Here is a 19,032-nt window from a genome sequence, read left to right on the forward strand (position 1 = left end):
CCTCCGTTGTCTATTTTTCAAGCGTGACATCATGCAACGTAATGTTTTGCGTGTACGGATTGACCGTAAAGCCTTTGACACCACGTGTCGCTATCACCGTCTCGCTCACCCATAACGGAACCCACGGTAAGTCATTCACCAAAATCTCCTGTGCCTCTTCGTAAATCTTGAGACGCGCCTGCTCATTCATTTCCAAACGTCCTTTGTTCAGTAAAACATCCAACTCAGGGCTGTTGTAATGAGTACGGCTTGTTGAATTGCTCTTTTCAAAAATGAGGTACAAGATATCCGCATCAAACCAGCCGTAGTACATCAAAGCCATGTCATACGACTTTTTCGAAATGCGCTCTTTGATGGTTGTCATTTCTTGCACGCTAATTTTCATATCAATCCCTGCTTCTTTCAGCTGGCTCTGCAATATCTGCACCGCTCGCTGAAATGCTGGCTCTTGAGAAACGAGCATTTCTACCGACAACGGTTTTCCGTCCTTATCTACGATGCCATCCCCATTACTGTCCGTCCAGCCTGCTTCCGCTAGCAACTGCTTGGCTTTGCCTAAATCTCTCGTATATAACTGCTTCGCCTTGCTTTCAATCGCTTCACTGTAGCCATAAATCGTGGGTGCCAAAGGACCATAGACCGGCTTACCGAAGCCGTTCAACGCTACCTGAACAAGTGGATCGCGATCTACGGAGAGGGCTACTGCTTTGCGCAGACGGACATCTGAAAACAACGGGTGCTTATTGTTCAATGCGATGTATTTGTTTCCAATGTCCATCACTTTCTCAATCTTGACTCCGGGCAGTGTCTCAAGCTCCGCAACCGAGTTCGGCGGCGCATCATACAACACATGGACCGTGCCCTTTTTGAATTCCATCAGGCGCGTATCGTCGTCTTTCATAAACCGGAACATCATGCTGTCGAATTGCAGAGGACCTTTGTTGGCAGCGTACTCCGGTCCCCAGTTATAATCGGGATTTTTTTTGTAGGTGAGCGAAGCACCCCGCTCTCGTTTGTCAAAAATGATCGGCCCCGTTGCAGATGGGTTATCTGCGAAGCCATCCCCTAGTTCTTTTGCCTTTTTGGCATCAAGAGGCGAGACTAATCCACCGACAATGACGTTAACAAACGGGGCAAACGGTTGGCTAAAATGCACCTTGAGCGTATGTTCGTCTGTTGCTTCCACTTTTTCAATCGGACCTGCAAGCCCCTTCACAGGCGATATGGTGAGCAAACGGTCAAAGGAATCTTTTACGGATGCTGCCGTCATTGGATCGCCAGAGTGATAGCGGACATCTTTGCGGAGGATAAATGTCCAAACCTTGCCGTCCTGCGAGATTTCGTACTTCTCTGCCAAACGCGGTTGAAGTTTGCCTGTTGCATCACGGGTTAACAGAGGCTCGTATATTAGACTGTTTTCCATGCTCAGCCAGCTCGTTTTGTGCATATCAAGCGAGTCTGGGTCCGTCAAGGAAGCGATGACTAATGTGTTCCCTTTGGCCGACGTGTCATTCCCCGCTTGATTGGTCGGCTGTGAGGAACAGCCTGCAATCAACGCCGTTGCCACAAATACACTCAAGGCCCCTTGCTTCCACCTGTGAATCTTCATGTCCATCCCCCTTATCAATAGCCGCTACACTTCTGTCCCTTCCGCAAACGGGTATATTTGTCGACTTGTCTCTTCGTATTCTTTCAGTCTTTGTTGTACCTGTTCTCCATCAGCCTGAACCACACCACTGATCAAAATATTCAGCATGGAAAAGATCGCCGTCATTCCTTTTAAGGCAGTAGGAGCAGGTGCGCTGACTTTTAAAATTTGATCAGCTACTGGCCCAATCGGAGATAGCTCATCGTCTGTAATCCCGATGATTTTGGCGCCTCTCTCTTTGGCCGCTTTTGCAAACAGGATCGTTTCACTCGTATAGCGGGGAAAGGAGAGTGCGATCACGAGCCAATCCTGATTGATCTGGGTCAACAAATAGTTGACGTCATCAACTGGCCCATTGTACAGATGCGCGTTTCCTCTGACGACATTCAGTGTAAAGGCTAGCCAGTGGGCTGGAGCATAGGAGCTGCGAAATCCTACAACGAGAATATGTTTGGCTGCCATAATACTTGAAACCGCTTGCAAAAGATGGTTCTTTTGCAATTCCCCTAACGTTTGCCGAATATACGCAACATCCTGCTCCATGTTATAAGAAATCAGGTCTTGTTTTCCCTTCATCTCCACTGCCGCTGTACGAAAACTGTGGATGGCATCAGCTTTTGGGACTTTTTCCAATAAGGAGCTGCGAATCTCACTTTGCAGTTCGCTGTACCCGGAGTAGGCAAGAGCGTAGGATAGTCGGATGATTGTCGTCTCGCTTGTACCGCTCAATGCCCCGACAACTTTTGCTGGTTGCAGTGCAACGGTCTTCGGCTCGGCGAGAATGTATTTGGCTGCGAGTTTTTGTTGGTTGGTCAATTCCGGATAATGCTTGCGGATGCGCTCCTGTACGGATTCCATGATCATCTACTTCCTTGTCAATTGATGTAGGTTCCACTCTGTGGCTGGGTCTAACGGGTAAATCGGGCGAATGGCGCGCTCGTATTTGAAGAAGCGGAAGTTGAGCGTCGTCAATCCCGGCGAATCGACGGTAATGACGCGTGCGCTGATCGGTTCGAAGGATGCTCGGAAATGTGTGCTTGATTTCAAGGCCACGATCTTGTATTTGGTCACGTCCATCCCGTGCAACAGAAAAATTTGCTCATCCAGTACTTGCGATTTCACGGAGCAAACCAGGACGTCAACCCCGTCGATTTGCAAGCGAACGGACTTGCCAAAATTCTCATGTCCCCCTTGCCCCATCGGCGTCGTCGCAATGAATTTTCCATCTGTCAAAGCTTTGACGTAGGCTGTTACTTCAAGTGGTTCTCCATGCAGGTAGTCAGTCTTTCCACCCAGTGATAGCTGTACAGTAGCACCTACTCCTGCCTGGTGGGCAATCTGGACCACTTCGGGATCGTAAATAAATCCAAAACATGCATTTGTCAGCTTGGCTTCCAGCATCGCCCGCAGCAAATGCGTTCCGTCTCCGGGTGTGCCTCCGCCAGGATTATCTGAGGTCTCATTGATTACGATGGGCATGCCTTCCGTTTCCAGTGCCATCGCAATTCCCTCGGCAGGAGTCGGCATGTTCAGCTCGAATTCATCCCGCTTTTCCCAAATCAGACTGGCGACATCCTCGCTCACTTTTTTGGCGAGCTCCTGATCGTTATTCGTCACGCTCAAAACGGAGACGCCCAGCTCAGGAATGTCCGTGTACGGAAAACCGTGGAAGAATGCACAGTCGATGACGCCTTCTTCCTTTTCCCACGCCCAGCAGGCTTCGTTTATTTCGCGTGCCGGGGAATGATGAGTAGCAGATGTCGGAATCAATAGCGGCAGTCGAGTCAAATGCATGGTTGGCTTGATCCCTTCCGTGACCATCTTGTGCGCCAGATCGATCGCTTCAATCCCGCGTTCATAGCAATCCACATGCGGGTAAAGGTGAACACCTAGAAGAGCATCGGCCTCATCCACCATTTTTTGTGTCATGTTTGCATGGAGGTCGAGCGTAACAATTAAGGGAATGTCATAACCGACTAACTGACGCACGGATGCAAGAATGTCGCCCTCCAGGTCATCCATTCCTTCTACAACCCCCGCTCCGTGAAGCCCCAGACAAATGGCATCTGCACCTTCTGTTGCAGCAATCGTGTCAAGAAGCTCCTTTTTAATCCGGTCATACGCTTCTCGCAAAATCGTCCCCGCTGGATACGTAAAGGTGAGAAAGGTCGGCAAAAGCTCGATGCCCAGCTCTTCGGCGCGATCCACCATCCCTCCTGGAAAGTTGCGAACGCCCCGATTGCGATTCACAATCGTTTCATGATAATCCCACTCATAGCTTTGGAACATCTCAAGCGTCGTGGGCACATTGGAAAACGTGTTCGTTTCATGCGCAATCCCACCAATAATCACCTTCATTCTTAGACCCTCCATTCGATTTTGAAGTATGAACTTTATTTTTTTATTTTTTTGAAGTTTCAACCTTTGTGAACATTATAAAGGGAAGAAAATCATTTGTTCAATCGCTAAATTATGAACGTTTTATCGGTTCTGCTATACTTGTTGATTCATAAACAAAAGCCCTCCCTGTACAGGGAGAGCTTCTCTCGTAGCTCGTGCAACTTATGAGGTTTTCCATTTCGCCAATTCAGATGGGAATTTGTCATTCAGCACTTTGATATAGGTACCCTTCATTCCTAACGAACGGGATTCCAGCACGCCTGCGCTTGCCAGCTTGCGAAGAGCGTTCACGATGACCGAACGTGTCAGACCCGCTTGATCTGCCAGCTGGCTAGCTACTAGCAAGCCTTCGCGCGCATCCAATTGCTCCATAATTTTTTCAATCGCGATCTGTTCACTGTAGGACAGCGAAGAGAGTGCAATTTTGGCAAAGGTTTTGTCACGCACTTCATTTTCAATTTGTTCTGTTCGCTGACGAACGATTTTCATACCGATCACGGTAGCACCGATTTCGCCCAAAATCAGATCCTCTGTTTCAAACTGACCGTAAGCACGCAGCAGGACGAGTGTGCCAAGACGGCTTCCCCCTGCATTGATAGGAACAATCGTCGTCATCATTTGCGGGAAGATCGAATTCAACTCTTTTGGAACCAGGCTGTACGGGCTGGTAACAGGCTCGTTGGCCAAGGTTTGTGAAACTTCCAGCAGCTTCTGATGTACACCTTCCTGTAGCTGCGTGGATGAACGCCCTTCTTCTTGCAGGGAAATCTCCTGATTCATTCCACTTCCCAGGATCGAGCCATCTGCGGTAATGATGTAAACATTTGCAGAAATCACTTCAGATAATAGTCTCGCGAGATCTTGGAAGCCTACTCCGCTGCCACCCATTGTTTTTTGAAGCATCACATTAATTTTTCTCGTTTTTTCTAACAAATTCATAATAATATCCTCCTCTGGATTCTTCATGCTCACAGTATTGTCAGAAAAATCCAGCCCTATACATGCAAATCGAAAAATTAAAAAGAAAGTTGTGTACAGGAATTTAGGTAGGGAGAAAAACGAGAAAACCTCCAAAAAGAAAAAAGGCTGACAGAGTGGTTCATTTCACCCCGTCAGGCCTTTTTTGTATCATTCTCTAGCGAAGCTGCTGCTTAATGAGTGCTTCAATCGCTTCGGCAATGACATGCGTTTGTCTGTTCATGTCTGCATTCGTTAAGCGGAAACGGATATAGCGTTCATCGAGGTTAAACGCTTCTTCAAGTGCCCCCATAAAGCCACGCGCACGTTTGTCCAGTTCCAATAAAACTTCCAATTCGCCATCGCGAAGGTAGAAGACTACTTCGAGCTCCTCCAATCGGCTGCGGTATAGCCCTGTCGGACGGAATTCAAATTCCTGTACAAATGGATGTTTGCGACCAAGGTGTCGATTGTATTCGCAGTCTACCTTGTACAGCTGGAATCCGATCTGTTGAACAGCATCCAACACTTTGGACATTAACGGATGTGGGCGAACCTCGATGAAATCGGAATCCCCTGGGTCGATCGCATTTTTAATATCGAGACCTGTCCGCAAGTAAACGGGTTGACGCCCCATTGTCAATGGCGTCTCATAAGGCAATTGAAAAGCGAATGGCAGAACGGTTTCCTCTTTCGGTTTTAATTGTACCCGCTCAGACAGACGATATTTGACAAGTGTGCATTCTTCCTTCGTCTTAGAGTCGTTGCTTTCTTTTTCATAGTGTGTGACGACATACATATAGATTTCGTCGATTTCCTGGGCGACATCTCCTCCCTTGATATGGACCTCACCTCTGACCATATCTCCGGGAATAAGTGAATCTTGCTCAAGACGTGCATCTACTTGCGCAGAGCCAATACCTACACTAGCCAACAATTTTTTGAACATGGACATGTGTTCGCCTCTCCTTTATACCGACCCAGACCAACAAGATCTGGCTATCAGATATTCTATATTGAAATATACGGCGGAATAAATAGAAAGTTTCGCGCAATCTTTTGCCAAACATCATCGGGTATAATATCCGCTGTCACGAACACATGTAACGTTCTACTAATCACAACTGTTTTGATTCGTACCTCCACTGTCGTTCGATCAGACAAAATATATTCGCGGCGTCGCAGCATTTCATGCAAGACCTGATGGACCTCCGCAACCTGCTCAACCTTCTTCCCTTTTAACGAAGCGAGATCCTTTTCCACGCGATCAACTACTTGTACCACAATGGTGGCATGAAGTGGCTGCTTCTGATCTGCAGTGAGTACAGATGCACGTACGTCTTCGATGACAGTCTCTTGCTTCTTGCGATAGACCCGCTGATTTTGCTTCAGCTCCAGATTTTCCTCGTACAGTTTTTTGTTTTGTAGCTCCAAGCTTTTTTTGATCAGCATCATCTGCTCCATTTCGCGTCCGTATGTAAATAAAATCACGGTTCCGCCCAACACGCACCCCATGAGCAATAGAGCGAGGTAACGTTTCCAAAGAATCACTTTCATGAGCGCACCTGTACCAGCCAATGCACACAAATCGTTCCGATATGGGCACCCAAGAATGCGACGACGATCATCACGAGCTGTTTAAAGACAGGTGTCAAATTTCCCATCAGTATTTTTTCGATCTGCAAAAATGAATCAAACGTTCCGCCCAATGCCCCAACCAATCCCCATATTTTGAGCTGGTCAGCTAATTGGGCCATCGATAACAGCGGAGGCTTTTCTGTGAGAAAAGCGCCCACCCCACCTGAGAGAGCGCCGCCGACCACAATGCCATAAGCCACGAAAAACGTCAAAATGACTTGTGCCATGTTGTGCTTCATCCTTTCTTCGAACAAGCAGCATATGCTTATCCCTACGCTCGTCATCCCGGTTTTATAACAGAACTCGCCAGCGTTTCAAATAAAAAGCGGCATGCTAGATTGGGCAGCATGCCGGGTCGATCAGCGTTGGTTCCTTCGCCATTTCTTCAGTTTCTTTTCAATGCGCGGCGAGTTCATGATCATAAGATCTGTAAACAAGTTGACCATTTTCGGATTGCGCAGCATCTGGTTAAAAACCTCTGGATTTTGCTTGAACCATTGCTCGTTGGCACGAATCCATTTCTTGAAAGCATCGTTTGTTTTGTAATAGTGATTCAATTGCCGAACCGGTCGATATCCACTCATCTTAATCTATCCCTTCGTCGAAAAATATAACGAGGAGAAAAACGATCACGATGATCCAGATGATCACTTCGAAACCTTCCTCGTTGAAGAAACCAAATCCTCTCACGTCAGATCCCCCCTTCATCCTGCCGCGCTCCTCGCACCATTCCATACCGCCCATGGTACCTTTCCCTATAGGTATATGTGGTTCCACGCTTGTTGGATTGGACACTTGCCTGCCTTCATATTGATTTTGTGTGCTGGCCTACTTTGTTGTGAAAAACGACGCATAGGGACACTCCTTTTCCACTCATACTAGAGAGGAACGAATCAAAGAGGAGACGAACATGACAGCCTCTACTGGATCTCTCTTACGCAACAAGCCTTACCTGCTGTTACTGCTAGTCGTCTTTTTCATGCACATGGCCTCTTACCTGGTCATTCCCGTCTTCCCCGTCTTTTTGCAAAAGGTACGGGTTCTTTCACTCTCTCAAGTCGGCATCATTTTGGCAGCGGGAAGCATCACATACCAAATCGGAAGCTTGGCAGGCGGCTTGATGTCAGATCGCTGGGGCAAACGCACCATTCTAGCCTTGGGGGCATTCCTTCAAGGATGTGCCATGGCAGGCTATCACTTCAGCCATTCCTATGGTTTCTTCTTGGTATTCTCCTCAGTCAACGGCTTGGGTCTTGGCCTGCTCGCTCCTACCATAAAAGCCATGATCGCGGATGAAGTGGATGAGAGCCAAAGAACGGCTGCCTTCTCATGGAGAGGGATACTCGCTCACAGCGGGATTATTGTCGCAGGCTTGATCATTACATGGATGACTGCGGGTGGGAAACAGCCGTTTCTCGTAGCTGCCTTTGTGTACGGAGCACTTGCTGTTTTTTCTCGCTTCATCCTTCCCGATGATCGCTGTGTGGGAACTGACTGTAAGCAAACGCCGCTCAAGGAGTATCGTCACATCTTGACCCATCGCAGCTTTCTGCTTTTTTCCACGATCTCGCTCTTAATCTGGGCGATCTACGCTCAATTCGCCATGATCCTGCCGCTGCGGGGAGAGCATGTCCTGCATTCCGCTACGATGATTGGTCTCATTTGGACGATCAACTCGCTCAGTGTCGTCGTCTTGCAAGGGCTGATCTCACGTTTTGTACTACAACGCATCAATCCGTACTTGTCTGTCACAATGGGAACGATCTTGTTGGGTGCAGGTTTAACGCTCATGGGATGGGCAAACCACTTCCTCACACTGTCCGGGGCTGCGATTCTATTCATTTTGGGTGAGATGCTGTTTATGCCCATGCTGGACAGCCTCGTCACTCATTTCGCAAAAGAAGAATGGCTGGGGGCGTACTTTGGCTTTTCCAATTTCGTATCTGGTCTTGGGACGGCTCTTGGAACTGGATTGGGTGGAGCAATGGTTGAAAAGCTTGGGGGAGTCGGCAGCATTTATCCCTGGATTGGCTACGGAGTGATTACACTGTTTTTGGCGGCGATTCTTGGTCTGTTTGCCCTATACGCCATCCCTCGCCACAAAAATGCTGTACTTCACTCCCCCACAAAAACTCCCAGAAAGGAAGGGGCCACATGAACGTAGAGGAAAACGCACAGCATCAACTCGAAAAGCAGATGGAAGTGCTTCGGCGAGTGCCGCTCACCTCCCTGTTCATCCAACTGGAGGACCATGTATCCTCCCGCATTCGCCAAAAAACAAATTCGCCTTGGCAGCCATGACTCTGAGAAAGGGGTAGTTACATGACTAAGCAAAACAAGGATTCCTCCGTACAGCAAAATCGACCAGACGAACGCAATCGCCAGCCCAAAAACGTTCAAAACGATGCGCCGGGCTATGGAGACAAAAAACTGGAGGGGCCAAATCGTCCTTCCACCTAACCCTTAGGCAATCAATAAAAAAGTCATTTTGCGCCTTCATGCAAGGGCAAAATGACTTTTTTCATTTCCTTTACGAAATCGGTACGAGCTTGTACGGCAAGGAGAATTCTTCTAGCCCCTCCAAAAACGCTTGGCGAGACTTTTCATCAGGCGCAATCAGTTGGAGATAGCGTGTGAAATAAAACACGATGCGATCTTCTTTGCCCTCTTGTAAGCGATAGTGTGACAGTTGTGCGATGTCCGTCAGGTTGTAAAAGTATTCATAGTGCTCCTGTGTAAAAGGCGCATGAAAGATCCGGCTAACTACTACACCATTGCTCAGATTTTCCCGCATGTTCTCTTTTGTTGCCCCGAGAAAACGAAGCAGTTCACCGGCACGCTTCGCCCCGACCTTCTCCACCAGGATGCTGTCGTTGTACTCCACTTCCAGATCGGTCAATTTGTTGGAAACGGCTGCAAGCATCGCCATCAACACCTTGCGCACTGCCAGATTCTCCGTAGCAAATTGATTGTCAAACACATTAAATTCAAACGACGTCGCTTCGCCCTGACGCCGTGTATACAATATGATCGCGTTCAAAAGCATTCCTCCGCTTTCTACTCACTCAACGATATTCTCCCTGCCATTTATCTAGGCAAAATAGATTCCCACGTCGCACGGTCCAGCTTGCGAATGACACTGAACAAGAGACGCTTGGCTGCCTCGTAATCCTCTCGGTCAATGATCGAAGCATGGCTGTGAATGTAACGGGAAGGAATTCCAATAACGGCAGACGGCACTCCCTTGCCATGGTACTGAACGACACCTGCATCCGTCCCGCCTTTTGCCACGTAAATCTGGTACGGAATGTTCTCCTCTTCGCACGTGGAGATAAGAAGCTCACGCAATCCCACCGGCATGACGTACATCGGATCGTAGATGCGCATCAACAGTCCACCGCCGAGCTTGCCGCCATCATCTTTTACCCCTGGTATGTCTGTGGCTGGACTCGCATCCAATGCCAGGAACAAATCCGGATCAATGGACGCAGCGGCAGTTTTCGCGCCGCGCTGCCCAGACAATTCTTCCTGTACAGTAGCACCGACGTAGACGACATTCGGATGATTTGGGTTTTCATGCAGCTCTTTTGCGAGCTCCACTGCCAAACTGCAACCATAGCGATTATCCCATGCTTTCGCCATGATGCGGCGCGGATTGGCCATGACCTGCAACGGGCAAACTGGTACGATTTGCTGGCCAGCCCGAATCCCTACCTGTTCTGCTTCCTCACGTGAATCCACGCCGATATCAATGTACATGTTGCGTACATCCATCGGGCGATTACGCTGATCGTCGCTCAAGACATGCGGTGGAATGGAGCTGATTACGCCTTCGACTGGTCCGTTGTCGGTCATAATTTGTACACGTTGCGCGAGCAGAACCTGCCCCCACCAGCCTCCCAGCGTCTGAAATGAAATAAATCCTTTATCAGAAATTCGGGTGACCATGAAGCCGACTTCGTCCATGTGACCCGCTACCATAATTTTTGGACCGTTCTCGTCACCACGCATAACGCCAAAAATACTGCCCAGATTGTCGTACATGAGTTCACTCGTATAGCTGCTTATGTATTCCCTCATAATCTCGCGTACCGGACCTTCGAAGCCAGGCGCTCCTGGTGCCTGCGTCAAACGGTTCCACAGTTCAGCTTGAAATTTATTTTCCATCGCCAAAAATCCTCCCCGACCCTAGTTTCATGCCTGTTAACCTTCTCTATTATCCGCGAGAGAGAATTCAGACGCAACTACCTCCAAGCAGGAATGCAAGATCTTGTCCCGAATGAAGAAAAAACACGAATCGTTTTGAGGGGGAAAAAGCAGATGGCAATCACGTTACGAAAGTTGTCCGAATTCAGTGAAATTGAGCAATTAGAAGGAATGGAAGGAAAAATATGGGACCCTTCTAGCGCTATTCCTCACCATATGACACTCACGATGCAAAAGTTTGGCGGTCTGTTTTTAGGGGCATTCGATGGCGAGGAAATGATCGGCTTCCTGTACAGCTTCCCGGGCTTCACTAATGGAGAACCCCATCTTTGTTCGCACATGCTCGGCTTTTTGCCAGAGTATCGCAAGCAGGGGCTAGGTGTACAAATGAAATGGCTGCAAAAGGAAGAAGCGGCAGCAGCAGGCTATTCCAAAATTACATGGACGTACGACCCGCTTGAAACAGTAAACGGCGTTCTGAACATCGCCAAGCTCGGCGGAATCGTTCGAACCTATTTGCCAAACTGCTACGGAGAGCTCGATGACGACTTTAATCGAGGACTGCCGACAGACCGTTTCCTCGTGGAATGGATGATCGGAAGCGATCGTGTGGAATCGCGTCAGGCAGCGAACAACCCTACTCCCTCTCTTGAACATACACCAGACCTGTTGCGTCTGGAAATCAAGGATGGTATTCCACATCCTATCGAAATCGATTTGTCACGCGAAGAGCCTATTGTGCTGCTGCCTGTCCCTGCCTTCTTCCAGGATGTTAAACGAGCTGATATGACGGTCGCTTCCATGTGGCGAGAGATGACGCGCGAATTGTTCACCGCCTATTTTGCCAAAGGTTATGTCGTGACGAATATCCTCCGTGATCAATCCATCGTTCGTTACGTCTTAGAAAAGCAGCCATTGACTGATATTTTAGGTGCCTCGTCCTCTTTATCCTAGCTAGAATCGCGCGCCGGGTGGGTAGGTTGTGGTAAAATGGTGGTTGCCCAACCCTATATAACAAAGGACGAGAATGAAATGAATCGATCACAATACAAGTATGACGTTATCATCATCGGCGGCGGCCCCTCTGGGCTGATGTCTGCTATTGCTGCTTCTGGTCAAGGGGCAAGAGTTTGTCTCGTGGAAAAAGGCTCGAAGCTCGGACGCAAGCTCATCATATCTGGCGGCGGTCGTTGCAATGTAACCAATGCCAAGGAACAAGATGAATTAATCAAACAAATGCCGGGAAATGGCCGCTTCATGTACAGTGCTCTCACCCAATTCGGCAACCGAGAGATTATCCAGTTTTTTGAGGAGTTGGGTGTCGCGTTAAAAGAAGAGGATCGGGGCCGTATGTTTCCCGTCACAGATAAAGCCGTGACGGTCGCCCAAGCGTTGATTGATTTGTTGAAGCAAAGAGGTGTCAGCATTCATTTAAACGCTGCTGTAAAGGAAGTTCTCTACTCGGAAGACAGAGTCGGTGGCATCATGCTCCAGTCTGGTGAGAAAATTACCGCGCCTTGTGTGATTATTGCCGTCGGGGGTTGTTCTGTACCACAGACAGGCTCTACAGGCGATGGCTATGCGTGGGCAAAAGCAGCCGGGCACACGATCACAGAGCTGTATCCTACTGAAGTACCGCTTACAGCCAATGACTCTTTTATTCGCGATAAATCGATCCAGGGTCTGTCGCTGCGTGACATCACGATGACGTTGTATGCGCCCAATGGGAAAAAGATCAATACACAGGAAGGCGATATGATCTTCACTCATTTCGGAATATCAGGTCCCGCCTCCCTGCGTATGGGACATTATGTCTCTGTGTCGCAACGAAAATACGGAGCGGTTCCTCTATCTCTGACGGTCGATCTCATGCCTGACAAAACGGCCGAGGAAATCACGGCGGAAAGCTGGCAGCTGATTGAGGAGCAGCCAAAAAAGGCAGTAAAAAATGCAATCAAAGGCTTCCTCCCCGAACGGATTATCCCACTCTTGCTTTCCATGGCAGGAATTTCGGATGAAACGACCTACAGTCATATGAAAAAACAAGAGTGGATCAAGTTCACGAGCTTGATCAAAGCTTTTCCACTCACCGTTACAGGGACGCTCTCCCTTGAGGAAGCGTTCATTACAGGTGGCGGTGTGAGTGTAAAAGAGATCGATCCACGCTCGATGAGATCCAAGCTCATGGATGGGTTATATTTTGCGGGAGAGGTCATGGACGTCCACGCCCATACAGGTGGCTACAACATCACCATCGCCTTTTCGTCTGGCTATTCTGCGGGTACGCATAGTGCGCAGGAAGCATTTGAATTTTTTTACGAGAATGACGTTTAGATGATCAGGGAATGGGGAAACTATGAATCAGGTTCTCTTTTCATGAAAAGAGAAACCAGCACATTACTCCCCCCTAGTTGTAATGTGCTGGTTTAACAGACCTTACTCCCTTTATCTTCCTAGATGGGGCATCGCCTGCGTGAGCGATGCTTCTTTTTTTGCCCAACAAAAAGCACCTGCTACCAAAGACGGTACATCCATCTTTTCATAGCAGGTGCTTTATCATTGATGATCGGTTTATCCAACAAGGCGGAACAAATACGCAAATCCAGCGAGCAAAAAGCCTAGACCCAACAGAAAAAACGTGTTGGCACGCTGCTTAACGCGCCTTTCGTCTCCCTGAAAATGAGCGTTCATCCGCGATTGCCAACGTTTTGTCTGCGGCTGTACCATGACGAGAATCCCAACTGCCAGTAAGAAGAGAGGAAAGACCATCATCTGGCTCAACCCTTTTTCTTACGACGGAGAAGCCAACCGTTGTCATCTTCGGCTGGTGCGCCTTCGATTACCAGCCGGGCCTCCTCGGCAAGCTGATAGGCTTCTGCGAAAGCTAGTTGTCGAAATGATATCTCTGCCTTCGTCAACAACTCATTGACCTGACGATTTTGACGGCGATAACGGTTTGTATACTGGATGGCACCCTCTGCCATCTGGCAAGTTGCGATAATTCGTTCTGCCATTCGCTCTGTTTCGCCGACCAAATCACTCGCGTCCTGGACCAGCATGGCGACCTCTTCCAGATCATAGCGGTACTGTTCCATGATCGTTTGCACGCGGCCCAACGTTTGCACGACTTCTTCAAACATGTATTTCAATTGATCCGGAATGCCTGGCAAGTAGCTACGCTTGATTTGCTGACGGAGTCGGACTAATGTGTTAGAAATGCGCTCCAGTTCATCCAGCGCATCATCTTCCGTTTCGATGACTAAATACGCTTGCTCTTCTTCTTCCGGAATCATCTCCTCCTGTTCAGGCTGATTCTTCGGCATGACCAACTCGTACTCTTCTTCTTCTTCGTACACAGGTTCCTCAGCTTTGACTTCTGGAGCCGGCTTTTTTGCTTTTTTGTTGAAAAGCTGAGGAATTGCTTGCAACAACACGGAACGTTCAGCTTCACTCAGCTCTGAGGATCTTCCTCTCACCGTTCGCTCTTCTTCCACTTTCGTCTGCTGGAAAGAAGTTGTCATTCCTGGATTTTCTTCGCTGGCAGAATGCTCGATCTCGCTAGTCAGAATCGGCTCCGGTGTACGAATCTCCGGCTCCACAGGCGTGGACGTCGCAGCTACTTGCTGTAGCAAATCATCCTGTTCCATCGCGCCTACTTCTGCCCTCTTTTCTTCCTGCAAAAATTCTGTTTCATCTTTGCCTTGATTTACTTCTGCTTGCGGTTCCAATTCAACTTCTGCATACACCGTCGCTGCAGCTTCATCACGTGCCAGAACGCCATCTTCTATCGCTTGATACGTCGCATCAATGAGCACTTCGAACGCTTTGACATGGGTCAACACCATTTCCAGGCTGCCCTCTTCCAAAGCGCTCTTTGCTGACATGACCAATTGCTTCGCCTGCAAGAGGGCATTGTCCAAGGAATCCTGTTTTAAATTAAAGCCATCGCGAACAGCCTGCTCAATTCCTTCTTCCAGATGCTTGAATTCTTCTGGCAATTCTTTTTTCACGCGTTGCACAAGCTTTGGAATAAGGTCCATTGCTTGTCCTACCTGCTCCAGTACTTGCTGAGCTTTTTGTGTGGTTTCGTAGGCGGCAATGTCGTCCCCTGCTGCCCGCGCAGTTTTCACGAGTTTTCGCATCGTGTCTACTTCATCCAGCGATGCTTTCAATTCATGGAAAGACAATCCGTACTCGAGACGCAAATCGGACAAACGTCGTTCCATCTGCTCCACTTGCTTTCCAATCTCCGGAACAACAACCTTATTTTCTTGCTTGGTAACTGCCACTTTGGATGTGTCTGTTTTTAGCTCATCCAGTTCTTCCTCAATTTTTGTAATGGCCTCTCTTGCCTCATTCAACATACCAAGTGCCAACGTAAAACGGAAACGATCACAAGCCTCTTCCGCATCGAGAATCATCATTTCCACATCAGGGATGCGAATGCGCAACAGATTTTCTTTTTTGTCTGCCAAGTGGTGGTAACGTACTTCTGTCATGCCGCTGGAACGGCGAAGCGGTTTTTCCACCTCGATGACATTGATCTTCTCAACGAGCTCTTCCTTCCAATCCTCTACATCATCTACTTGGGCAAAAATAGCACGACGTCTGATCATCGCGTAAATCAAGCCGATCGATAACCCGGCAAATACCGCACCAACCAGATAAATCCACCACGGAATACCTCCGAGTGCGCTACTGCTTTCGCTCTCTGGCGCCTTACTAGCGTCGGTCGCATCCGGTATGGCTGTTGATTGCTTGCTTTCAATGCGGCTTAGCTCCCTGTTCACTTCCGCGATTACAGTTTGTATACCGGTCAAATACTGCTTTTGTGTGCGAAATGCGTCATAAAAAGACGCGATCTTTTCATGCAGTAATGTCATCGTCGCACCTTTTTCCTGCAAAGAAGGACCGGCATAAATCCCCAGCTGCTCGGTGTTCATGTCAAGTACGATCATTAGTGCATCATCGGCCAAATTATAATTGTCAAACAGCTTTTGCGCGTACATATCTGGTGAGTCAGCTTCTGGTGCGGTGCTTTCCACAATCACGACTTTGTAGCTGCCTGGTAGGCCGTTCAATGAATTTGCAAAGGCGGTTCTGTCTTCTTTTTTCAAATAGTTGTCAGCGTCCTGAACAACTTCGTCTTTTTTATCCGGAAACGGTGTTGCATAAGCCGGATTCGTATATAACAACATGCCTGCCAAACAGAGCATGAATAGTTTTCGTTTCACTTGTCATACATCCCCTTACTAGAATCATTCATTGGGAGAGGCCACGCCTAAGCAGGCAGCAAAGAACCCCGCAGATAACACATAATCGAGGTTTGCAGCCATTGGACGAACTCCTCGGAAGATGGCTCCAGATCATAGACCTGGCGAACCATTTGTGGTTGCAAAAATGGATATATCATCTGACTCGTCATAGCCAGTACTGTACGATCAATAGTGACGGGCAAAAACTCACCCGAGAGGACACCGCCCTCGATCACACGTGAAAGCCCGTGCTTCCATCGGCTCATATATAGCGTCATCACTTCACGAGCAAGCATGGATTCTACGCTCAGCTCACGGTGAATCAACCGCGTGATAGGCGAATGCTCACATTGAAATTGCAAATATAGCTGCACAACTTGTTCCAATCGTTGATAGGCAGGGATGTTTTCCTGCTCGTTTTCCAGTTCTTCCAAAAGGCGAAACAACGTCTCAAAGTAAGAAGCAATCAGCGTCTCCAGGACTCCTTGCTTCCCTTCAAAGTGATAGGAAATCAGCGCGGAATTTACTTGAGCAACAGAGGCAATTTGTCTTACGGAGGTTCCTTTGTAGCCATGAACATCAAAAAGCTTCGCTGCTGCGGATAAAATACGCATTTTCGTCTGATCCATCAGGCATCTTTCCCATTGTACAGATTATTCGACGAAAAAAGATAGTCTTGCTTGTATGTTCGACAATGTTTTCCATGATTCCTTCTCATCATGCTGATTCCATCGAAAAATACCGCTACCGCATAGATTTTCTTCCACATAAGAAGTACGTAAAAAGCATCGAGAACGTTACCTCATTTACTCAATTTTCCCTGACAGAAAAAAGACGCTCCTGTCTTTTTTGCAAGAGGAACGTCTCACTTGATTACTCTTACTCCCTATTTGCTTTTTTCCTCTGGAACTGTGATGGGGGCTACTGTTCCGTATTGCTGCAAATACGTTTCTACTTGCGTATGCTCTTTTACACGCTGATCGTTCAAATCGTAGGCAGATCGAATGGACATCGTCATGTTCGTGGGGAGCATCGTTTTTTTGTTGTAGTGAATCGTGTACTCTGCCTCCACTTCCATCTGGTTCACGAGCTCATTTACGTCCACCTTTTTCTTGGACTGAATCGTGGGTCCAGAATGATGGGAAGGCGCCCCTCTCCAATTTCCTTCTGAGAGTGACATCGCTAGTTTTAGCTTGGGTATGTAGGGTTTCTCCCGCCCTGCTATCGATTGGACTTTTGCTCCCGACTTTGTTTGTTCTTGCATTTGAGCAACAAGCCAGCTTTTTAGTTTGGCCGAATCCAATACAACTCCAAGCGCTTCAAAATCGTCCTTTGGATTCTCATCAGGCAGCAACCGGACGTTTCGTTTCATATCGTCGATTTGCTGAAAAGAAGCGACGGGGTTCCAGTTGTTCATTTCTTGATGCAGGGCGGGGCTGTCCCCCGCGACATGGTTCCAGCCTTCGTTTTGTCCATCCTTGGTATACAGCTTGTCTCCATGGCTGAGCAAGGATAAGTCGTCCACTCTGTTTTCCTCTGGTACAGAGAGCTTCACGTTCATGTAAACAGCCTCTCCGTCTTTTCTGCCCGAAAAGTTAACCATGTTCGCATTGGCACTGTTCGCCGTCAGCAGCTTGGTTTGCCCGTAGAACGCATACGATTTCTGCACGTCGAACTTGTCTCGGACCTGCTCAAACGTTGTATTCGCATCCTGCTTCACACGCATTTGATTACAGCCACCAACAACAGTACACACTAGAGCCATCACGCAAATGGGCCAATACTTCTGCATAGATGCTACCCTCCCTCGGCTACCCTGGTCAGCCTCATGTAGGGGCCCAGGGTAATAGTCCCTTTTAGCGTTTCCGGGGAGGAATAGGCTTATTCTACTTGCAAGCCTCTCTTGCATAATCAGGTTTTACAGGTGGTAATACAAGACTCGATCCTGCTCTCTCACTTCAATCTGATGGAGAATCATCAACAAATCAATATGTCCCAATGTCTCCGATAACGTCAATGGCAATTCTTTTTGATACAAGCCTTGAAATAAGAGAGCATTCAGTTCAAAAGCTGTCTTTTCGCCATCTGCAAGAAGCCTGCGGAGCGTATCTGTTCTCTCCCAGTTCTTTTGCAATCGAGCGAGTATGAGCTCTCGATGGTTGTAAACCGGTTCACCGTGTCCACTCAAGACTTGTTTGATCTCCATGTCCGCACACATTTGCAGCGCTGTGCGGTATTGAATCAAAGTCAGTGGTCTTGTACTCGTGCGATTCCGGGGTGGCTCAATAAACGCATTGGATGAAATTCGCTTGATGATATGGTCTCCACCAATCATGACTTGATCCTTTGCTCGATACAACGACAGATGGCTTTGGCTATGTCCCGGCGTGTACAGTACCTGCCAGTCCTCCAAGTATGGTACCTTTTGCTCATGCTTCAGATGAAAGTCAATCTGGCTTGGCGCAGAAAACGTCTTCATCAGCTTGTGAAATTTCGAGATAATGACCATCATTTTTTCTGGCACACCGCTCTGGATGTACAGCTCTTCGAAAAACTGATCATGAAAAGTCATAAACTGCTCATCCTGCTGTACATAAGGCGTTGCCTGCGGATGGGCAAATGTCTTCGCTCCCGATAATTCCCGTACTTTTTCTAACTGCCCGCAATGATCCACATGATGATGCGTCAGTATGACTTGCTCGATATCCTCCACGTTTACCCCAATTGATTCTAAGCCGTTTGTTAAGGCCGCCCATGCATCATCTGTCGATGGACCCACATCAACTAAGGTCAAGCGCTCCCCTTTTAGCAAGTAGACGTTTACTGCCCCTACATCAAAAGGTGTAGGTATCTCCAGACAATAAATATCAGGTGCTACCAGCGTCGCGATCCTTTGCTTGCCATCGTTCGTTGTCATTTTTTATCTAC

General features: G+C 48.1%; 20 protein-coding genes. 5 read left to right on the forward strand and 15 right to left on the reverse strand.

What is annotated here, in order from left to right; translation table 11 throughout:
- Positions 1-10: 10 nt before the first annotated feature.
- The 8 genes from ACUUHJ_RS22405 to ACUUHJ_RS22440 form a co-directional block, all read right to left on the reverse strand.
- On the reverse strand, positions 11-1,609 hold the full coding sequence (locus ACUUHJ_RS22405) for an ABC transporter substrate-binding protein (protein ID WP_472299977.1): 1,599 nt from the start codon (positions 1,607-1,609) through the stop codon (positions 11-13).
- 24 nt (positions 1,610-1,633) lie between these two features.
- Positions 1,634-2,512: a MurR/RpiR family transcriptional regulator gene (locus tag ACUUHJ_RS22410; RefSeq protein ID WP_015892381.1), complete on the reverse strand. Its 879-nt coding sequence runs from the start codon at positions 2,510-2,512 to the stop codon at positions 1,634-1,636.
- Positions 2,513-4,006 carry a M81 family metallopeptidase gene (locus tag ACUUHJ_RS22415; protein WP_472299978.1) on the reverse strand — a complete coding sequence of 498 codons (1,494 nt, stop codon included), beginning with the start codon at positions 4,004-4,006 and terminating at the stop codon, positions 2,513-2,515. It abuts the gene before it with no gap.
- Between the two features lie 204 nt (positions 4,007-4,210).
- Positions 4,211-4,987, reverse strand: coding sequence for a GTP-sensing pleiotropic transcriptional regulator CodY (gene codY, locus ACUUHJ_RS22420; RefSeq protein ID WP_016742124.1), 777 nt, complete (start codon positions 4,985-4,987; stop codon positions 4,211-4,213).
- Between the two features lie 196 nt (positions 4,988-5,183).
- Positions 5,184-5,960: a sporulation protein gene (locus tag ACUUHJ_RS22425; protein WP_289673870.1), complete on the reverse strand. Its 777-nt coding sequence runs from the start codon at positions 5,958-5,960 to the stop codon at positions 5,184-5,186.
- Positions 5,961-6,016: 56 nt separating this feature from the next.
- Positions 6,017-6,562: a sporulation membrane protein YtrI gene (locus tag ACUUHJ_RS22430; protein ID WP_289673871.1), complete on the reverse strand. Its 546-nt coding sequence runs from the start codon at positions 6,560-6,562 to the stop codon at positions 6,017-6,019.
- Positions 6,559-6,870, reverse strand: coding sequence for a YtrH family sporulation protein (locus ACUUHJ_RS22435; protein WP_007720892.1), 312 nt, complete (start codon positions 6,868-6,870; stop codon positions 6,559-6,561). Before ACUUHJ_RS22435 ends, ACUUHJ_RS22430 begins: the two co-directional genes overlap by 4 nt.
- A gap of 132 nt (positions 6,871-7,002) precedes the next feature.
- Positions 7,003-7,227 (reverse strand): hypothetical protein, encoded by a 225-nt coding sequence (locus tag ACUUHJ_RS22440; protein ID WP_015892387.1) that lies wholly within the window; start codon positions 7,225-7,227, stop codon positions 7,003-7,005.
- A 326-nt stretch (positions 7,228-7,553) separates the two neighbouring features.
- On the opposite strand from ACUUHJ_RS22440, the gene ACUUHJ_RS22445 reads away from it, so the two are divergent.
- The 3 genes from ACUUHJ_RS22445 to ACUUHJ_RS22455 are packed head-to-tail and all read left to right on the forward strand — an operon-like array spanning position 7,554 to position 9,103.
- Positions 7,554-8,801 (forward strand): MFS transporter, encoded by a 1,248-nt coding sequence (locus ACUUHJ_RS22445; RefSeq protein WP_472299979.1) that lies wholly within the window; start codon positions 7,554-7,556, stop codon positions 8,799-8,801.
- Positions 8,798-8,944: a hypothetical protein gene (locus tag ACUUHJ_RS22450; RefSeq protein ID WP_173605462.1), complete on the forward strand. Its 147-nt coding sequence runs from the start codon at positions 8,798-8,800 to the stop codon at positions 8,942-8,944. The genes ACUUHJ_RS22445 and ACUUHJ_RS22450 overlap by 4 nt, the downstream gene beginning before the upstream one ends.
- Before the next feature lie 21 nt (positions 8,945-8,965).
- Positions 8,966-9,103: a hypothetical protein gene (locus ACUUHJ_RS22455; protein WP_167402441.1), complete on the forward strand. Its 138-nt coding sequence runs from the start codon at positions 8,966-8,968 to the stop codon at positions 9,101-9,103.
- A 70-nt stretch (positions 9,104-9,173) separates the two neighbouring features.
- On the opposite strand, the gene ACUUHJ_RS22460 is transcribed toward ACUUHJ_RS22455, so the two are convergent.
- Together ACUUHJ_RS22460 and ACUUHJ_RS22465 are read right to left on the reverse strand one after the other, a co-directional pair.
- Positions 9,174-9,689, reverse strand: coding sequence for a hypothetical protein (locus ACUUHJ_RS22460; protein ID WP_173605463.1), 516 nt, complete (start codon positions 9,687-9,689; stop codon positions 9,174-9,176).
- A gap of 41 nt (positions 9,690-9,730) precedes the next feature.
- The gene (locus tag ACUUHJ_RS22465; RefSeq protein ID WP_289673874.1) at positions 9,731-10,810 is read right to left on the reverse strand and encodes a M42 family metallopeptidase; all 1,080 of its coding nucleotides are present in this window, start codon (positions 10,808-10,810) and stop codon (positions 9,731-9,733) included.
- 153 nt (positions 10,811-10,963) lie between these two features.
- Between ACUUHJ_RS22465 and ACUUHJ_RS22470 the strand changes: the two genes are divergently transcribed.
- Positions 10,964-11,803: a GNAT family N-acetyltransferase gene (locus ACUUHJ_RS22470; RefSeq protein ID WP_472299980.1), complete on the forward strand. Its 840-nt coding sequence runs from the start codon at positions 10,964-10,966 to the stop codon at positions 11,801-11,803.
- Between the two features lie 78 nt (positions 11,804-11,881).
- A complete protein-coding gene (locus tag ACUUHJ_RS22475; protein ID WP_472299981.1) occupies positions 11,882-13,183 on the forward strand; it encodes a BaiN/RdsA family NAD(P)/FAD-dependent oxidoreductase in 1,302 nt (433 codons plus the stop codon).
- A gap of 237 nt (positions 13,184-13,420) precedes the next feature.
- On the opposite strand, the gene ACUUHJ_RS22480 is transcribed toward ACUUHJ_RS22475, so the two are convergent.
- From ACUUHJ_RS22480 to ACUUHJ_RS22500, 5 genes are all read right to left on the reverse strand, one after another.
- Positions 13,421-13,621, reverse strand: coding sequence for a hypothetical protein (locus ACUUHJ_RS22480; protein ID WP_016742115.1), 201 nt, complete (start codon positions 13,619-13,621; stop codon positions 13,421-13,423).
- Positions 13,622-13,626: 5 nt separating this feature from the next.
- A complete protein-coding gene (locus ACUUHJ_RS22485; RefSeq protein WP_472299982.1) occupies positions 13,627-16,083 on the reverse strand; it encodes a septation ring formation regulator EzrA in 2,457 nt (818 codons plus the stop codon).
- Between the two features lie 47 nt (positions 16,084-16,130).
- Entirely contained in the window at positions 16,131-16,733 is a 603-nt protein-coding gene (gene refZ / locus ACUUHJ_RS22490; protein WP_472299983.1) for a forespore capture DNA-binding protein RefZ, read from the reverse strand.
- Positions 16,734-16,990: 257 nt separating this feature from the next.
- Entirely contained in the window at positions 16,991-17,896 is a 906-nt protein-coding gene (locus tag ACUUHJ_RS22495) for a DUF6612 family protein (protein ID WP_472299984.1), read from the reverse strand.
- Between the two features lie 126 nt (positions 17,897-18,022).
- Positions 18,023-19,021 carry an MBL fold metallo-hydrolase gene (locus ACUUHJ_RS22500; protein WP_289673880.1) on the reverse strand — a complete coding sequence of 333 codons (999 nt, stop codon included), beginning with the start codon at positions 19,019-19,021 and terminating at the stop codon, positions 18,023-18,025.
- Positions 19,022-19,032: the final 11 nt, after the last annotated feature.

The sequence above is a fragment of the Brevibacillus schisleri genome (assembly GCF_055685845.1).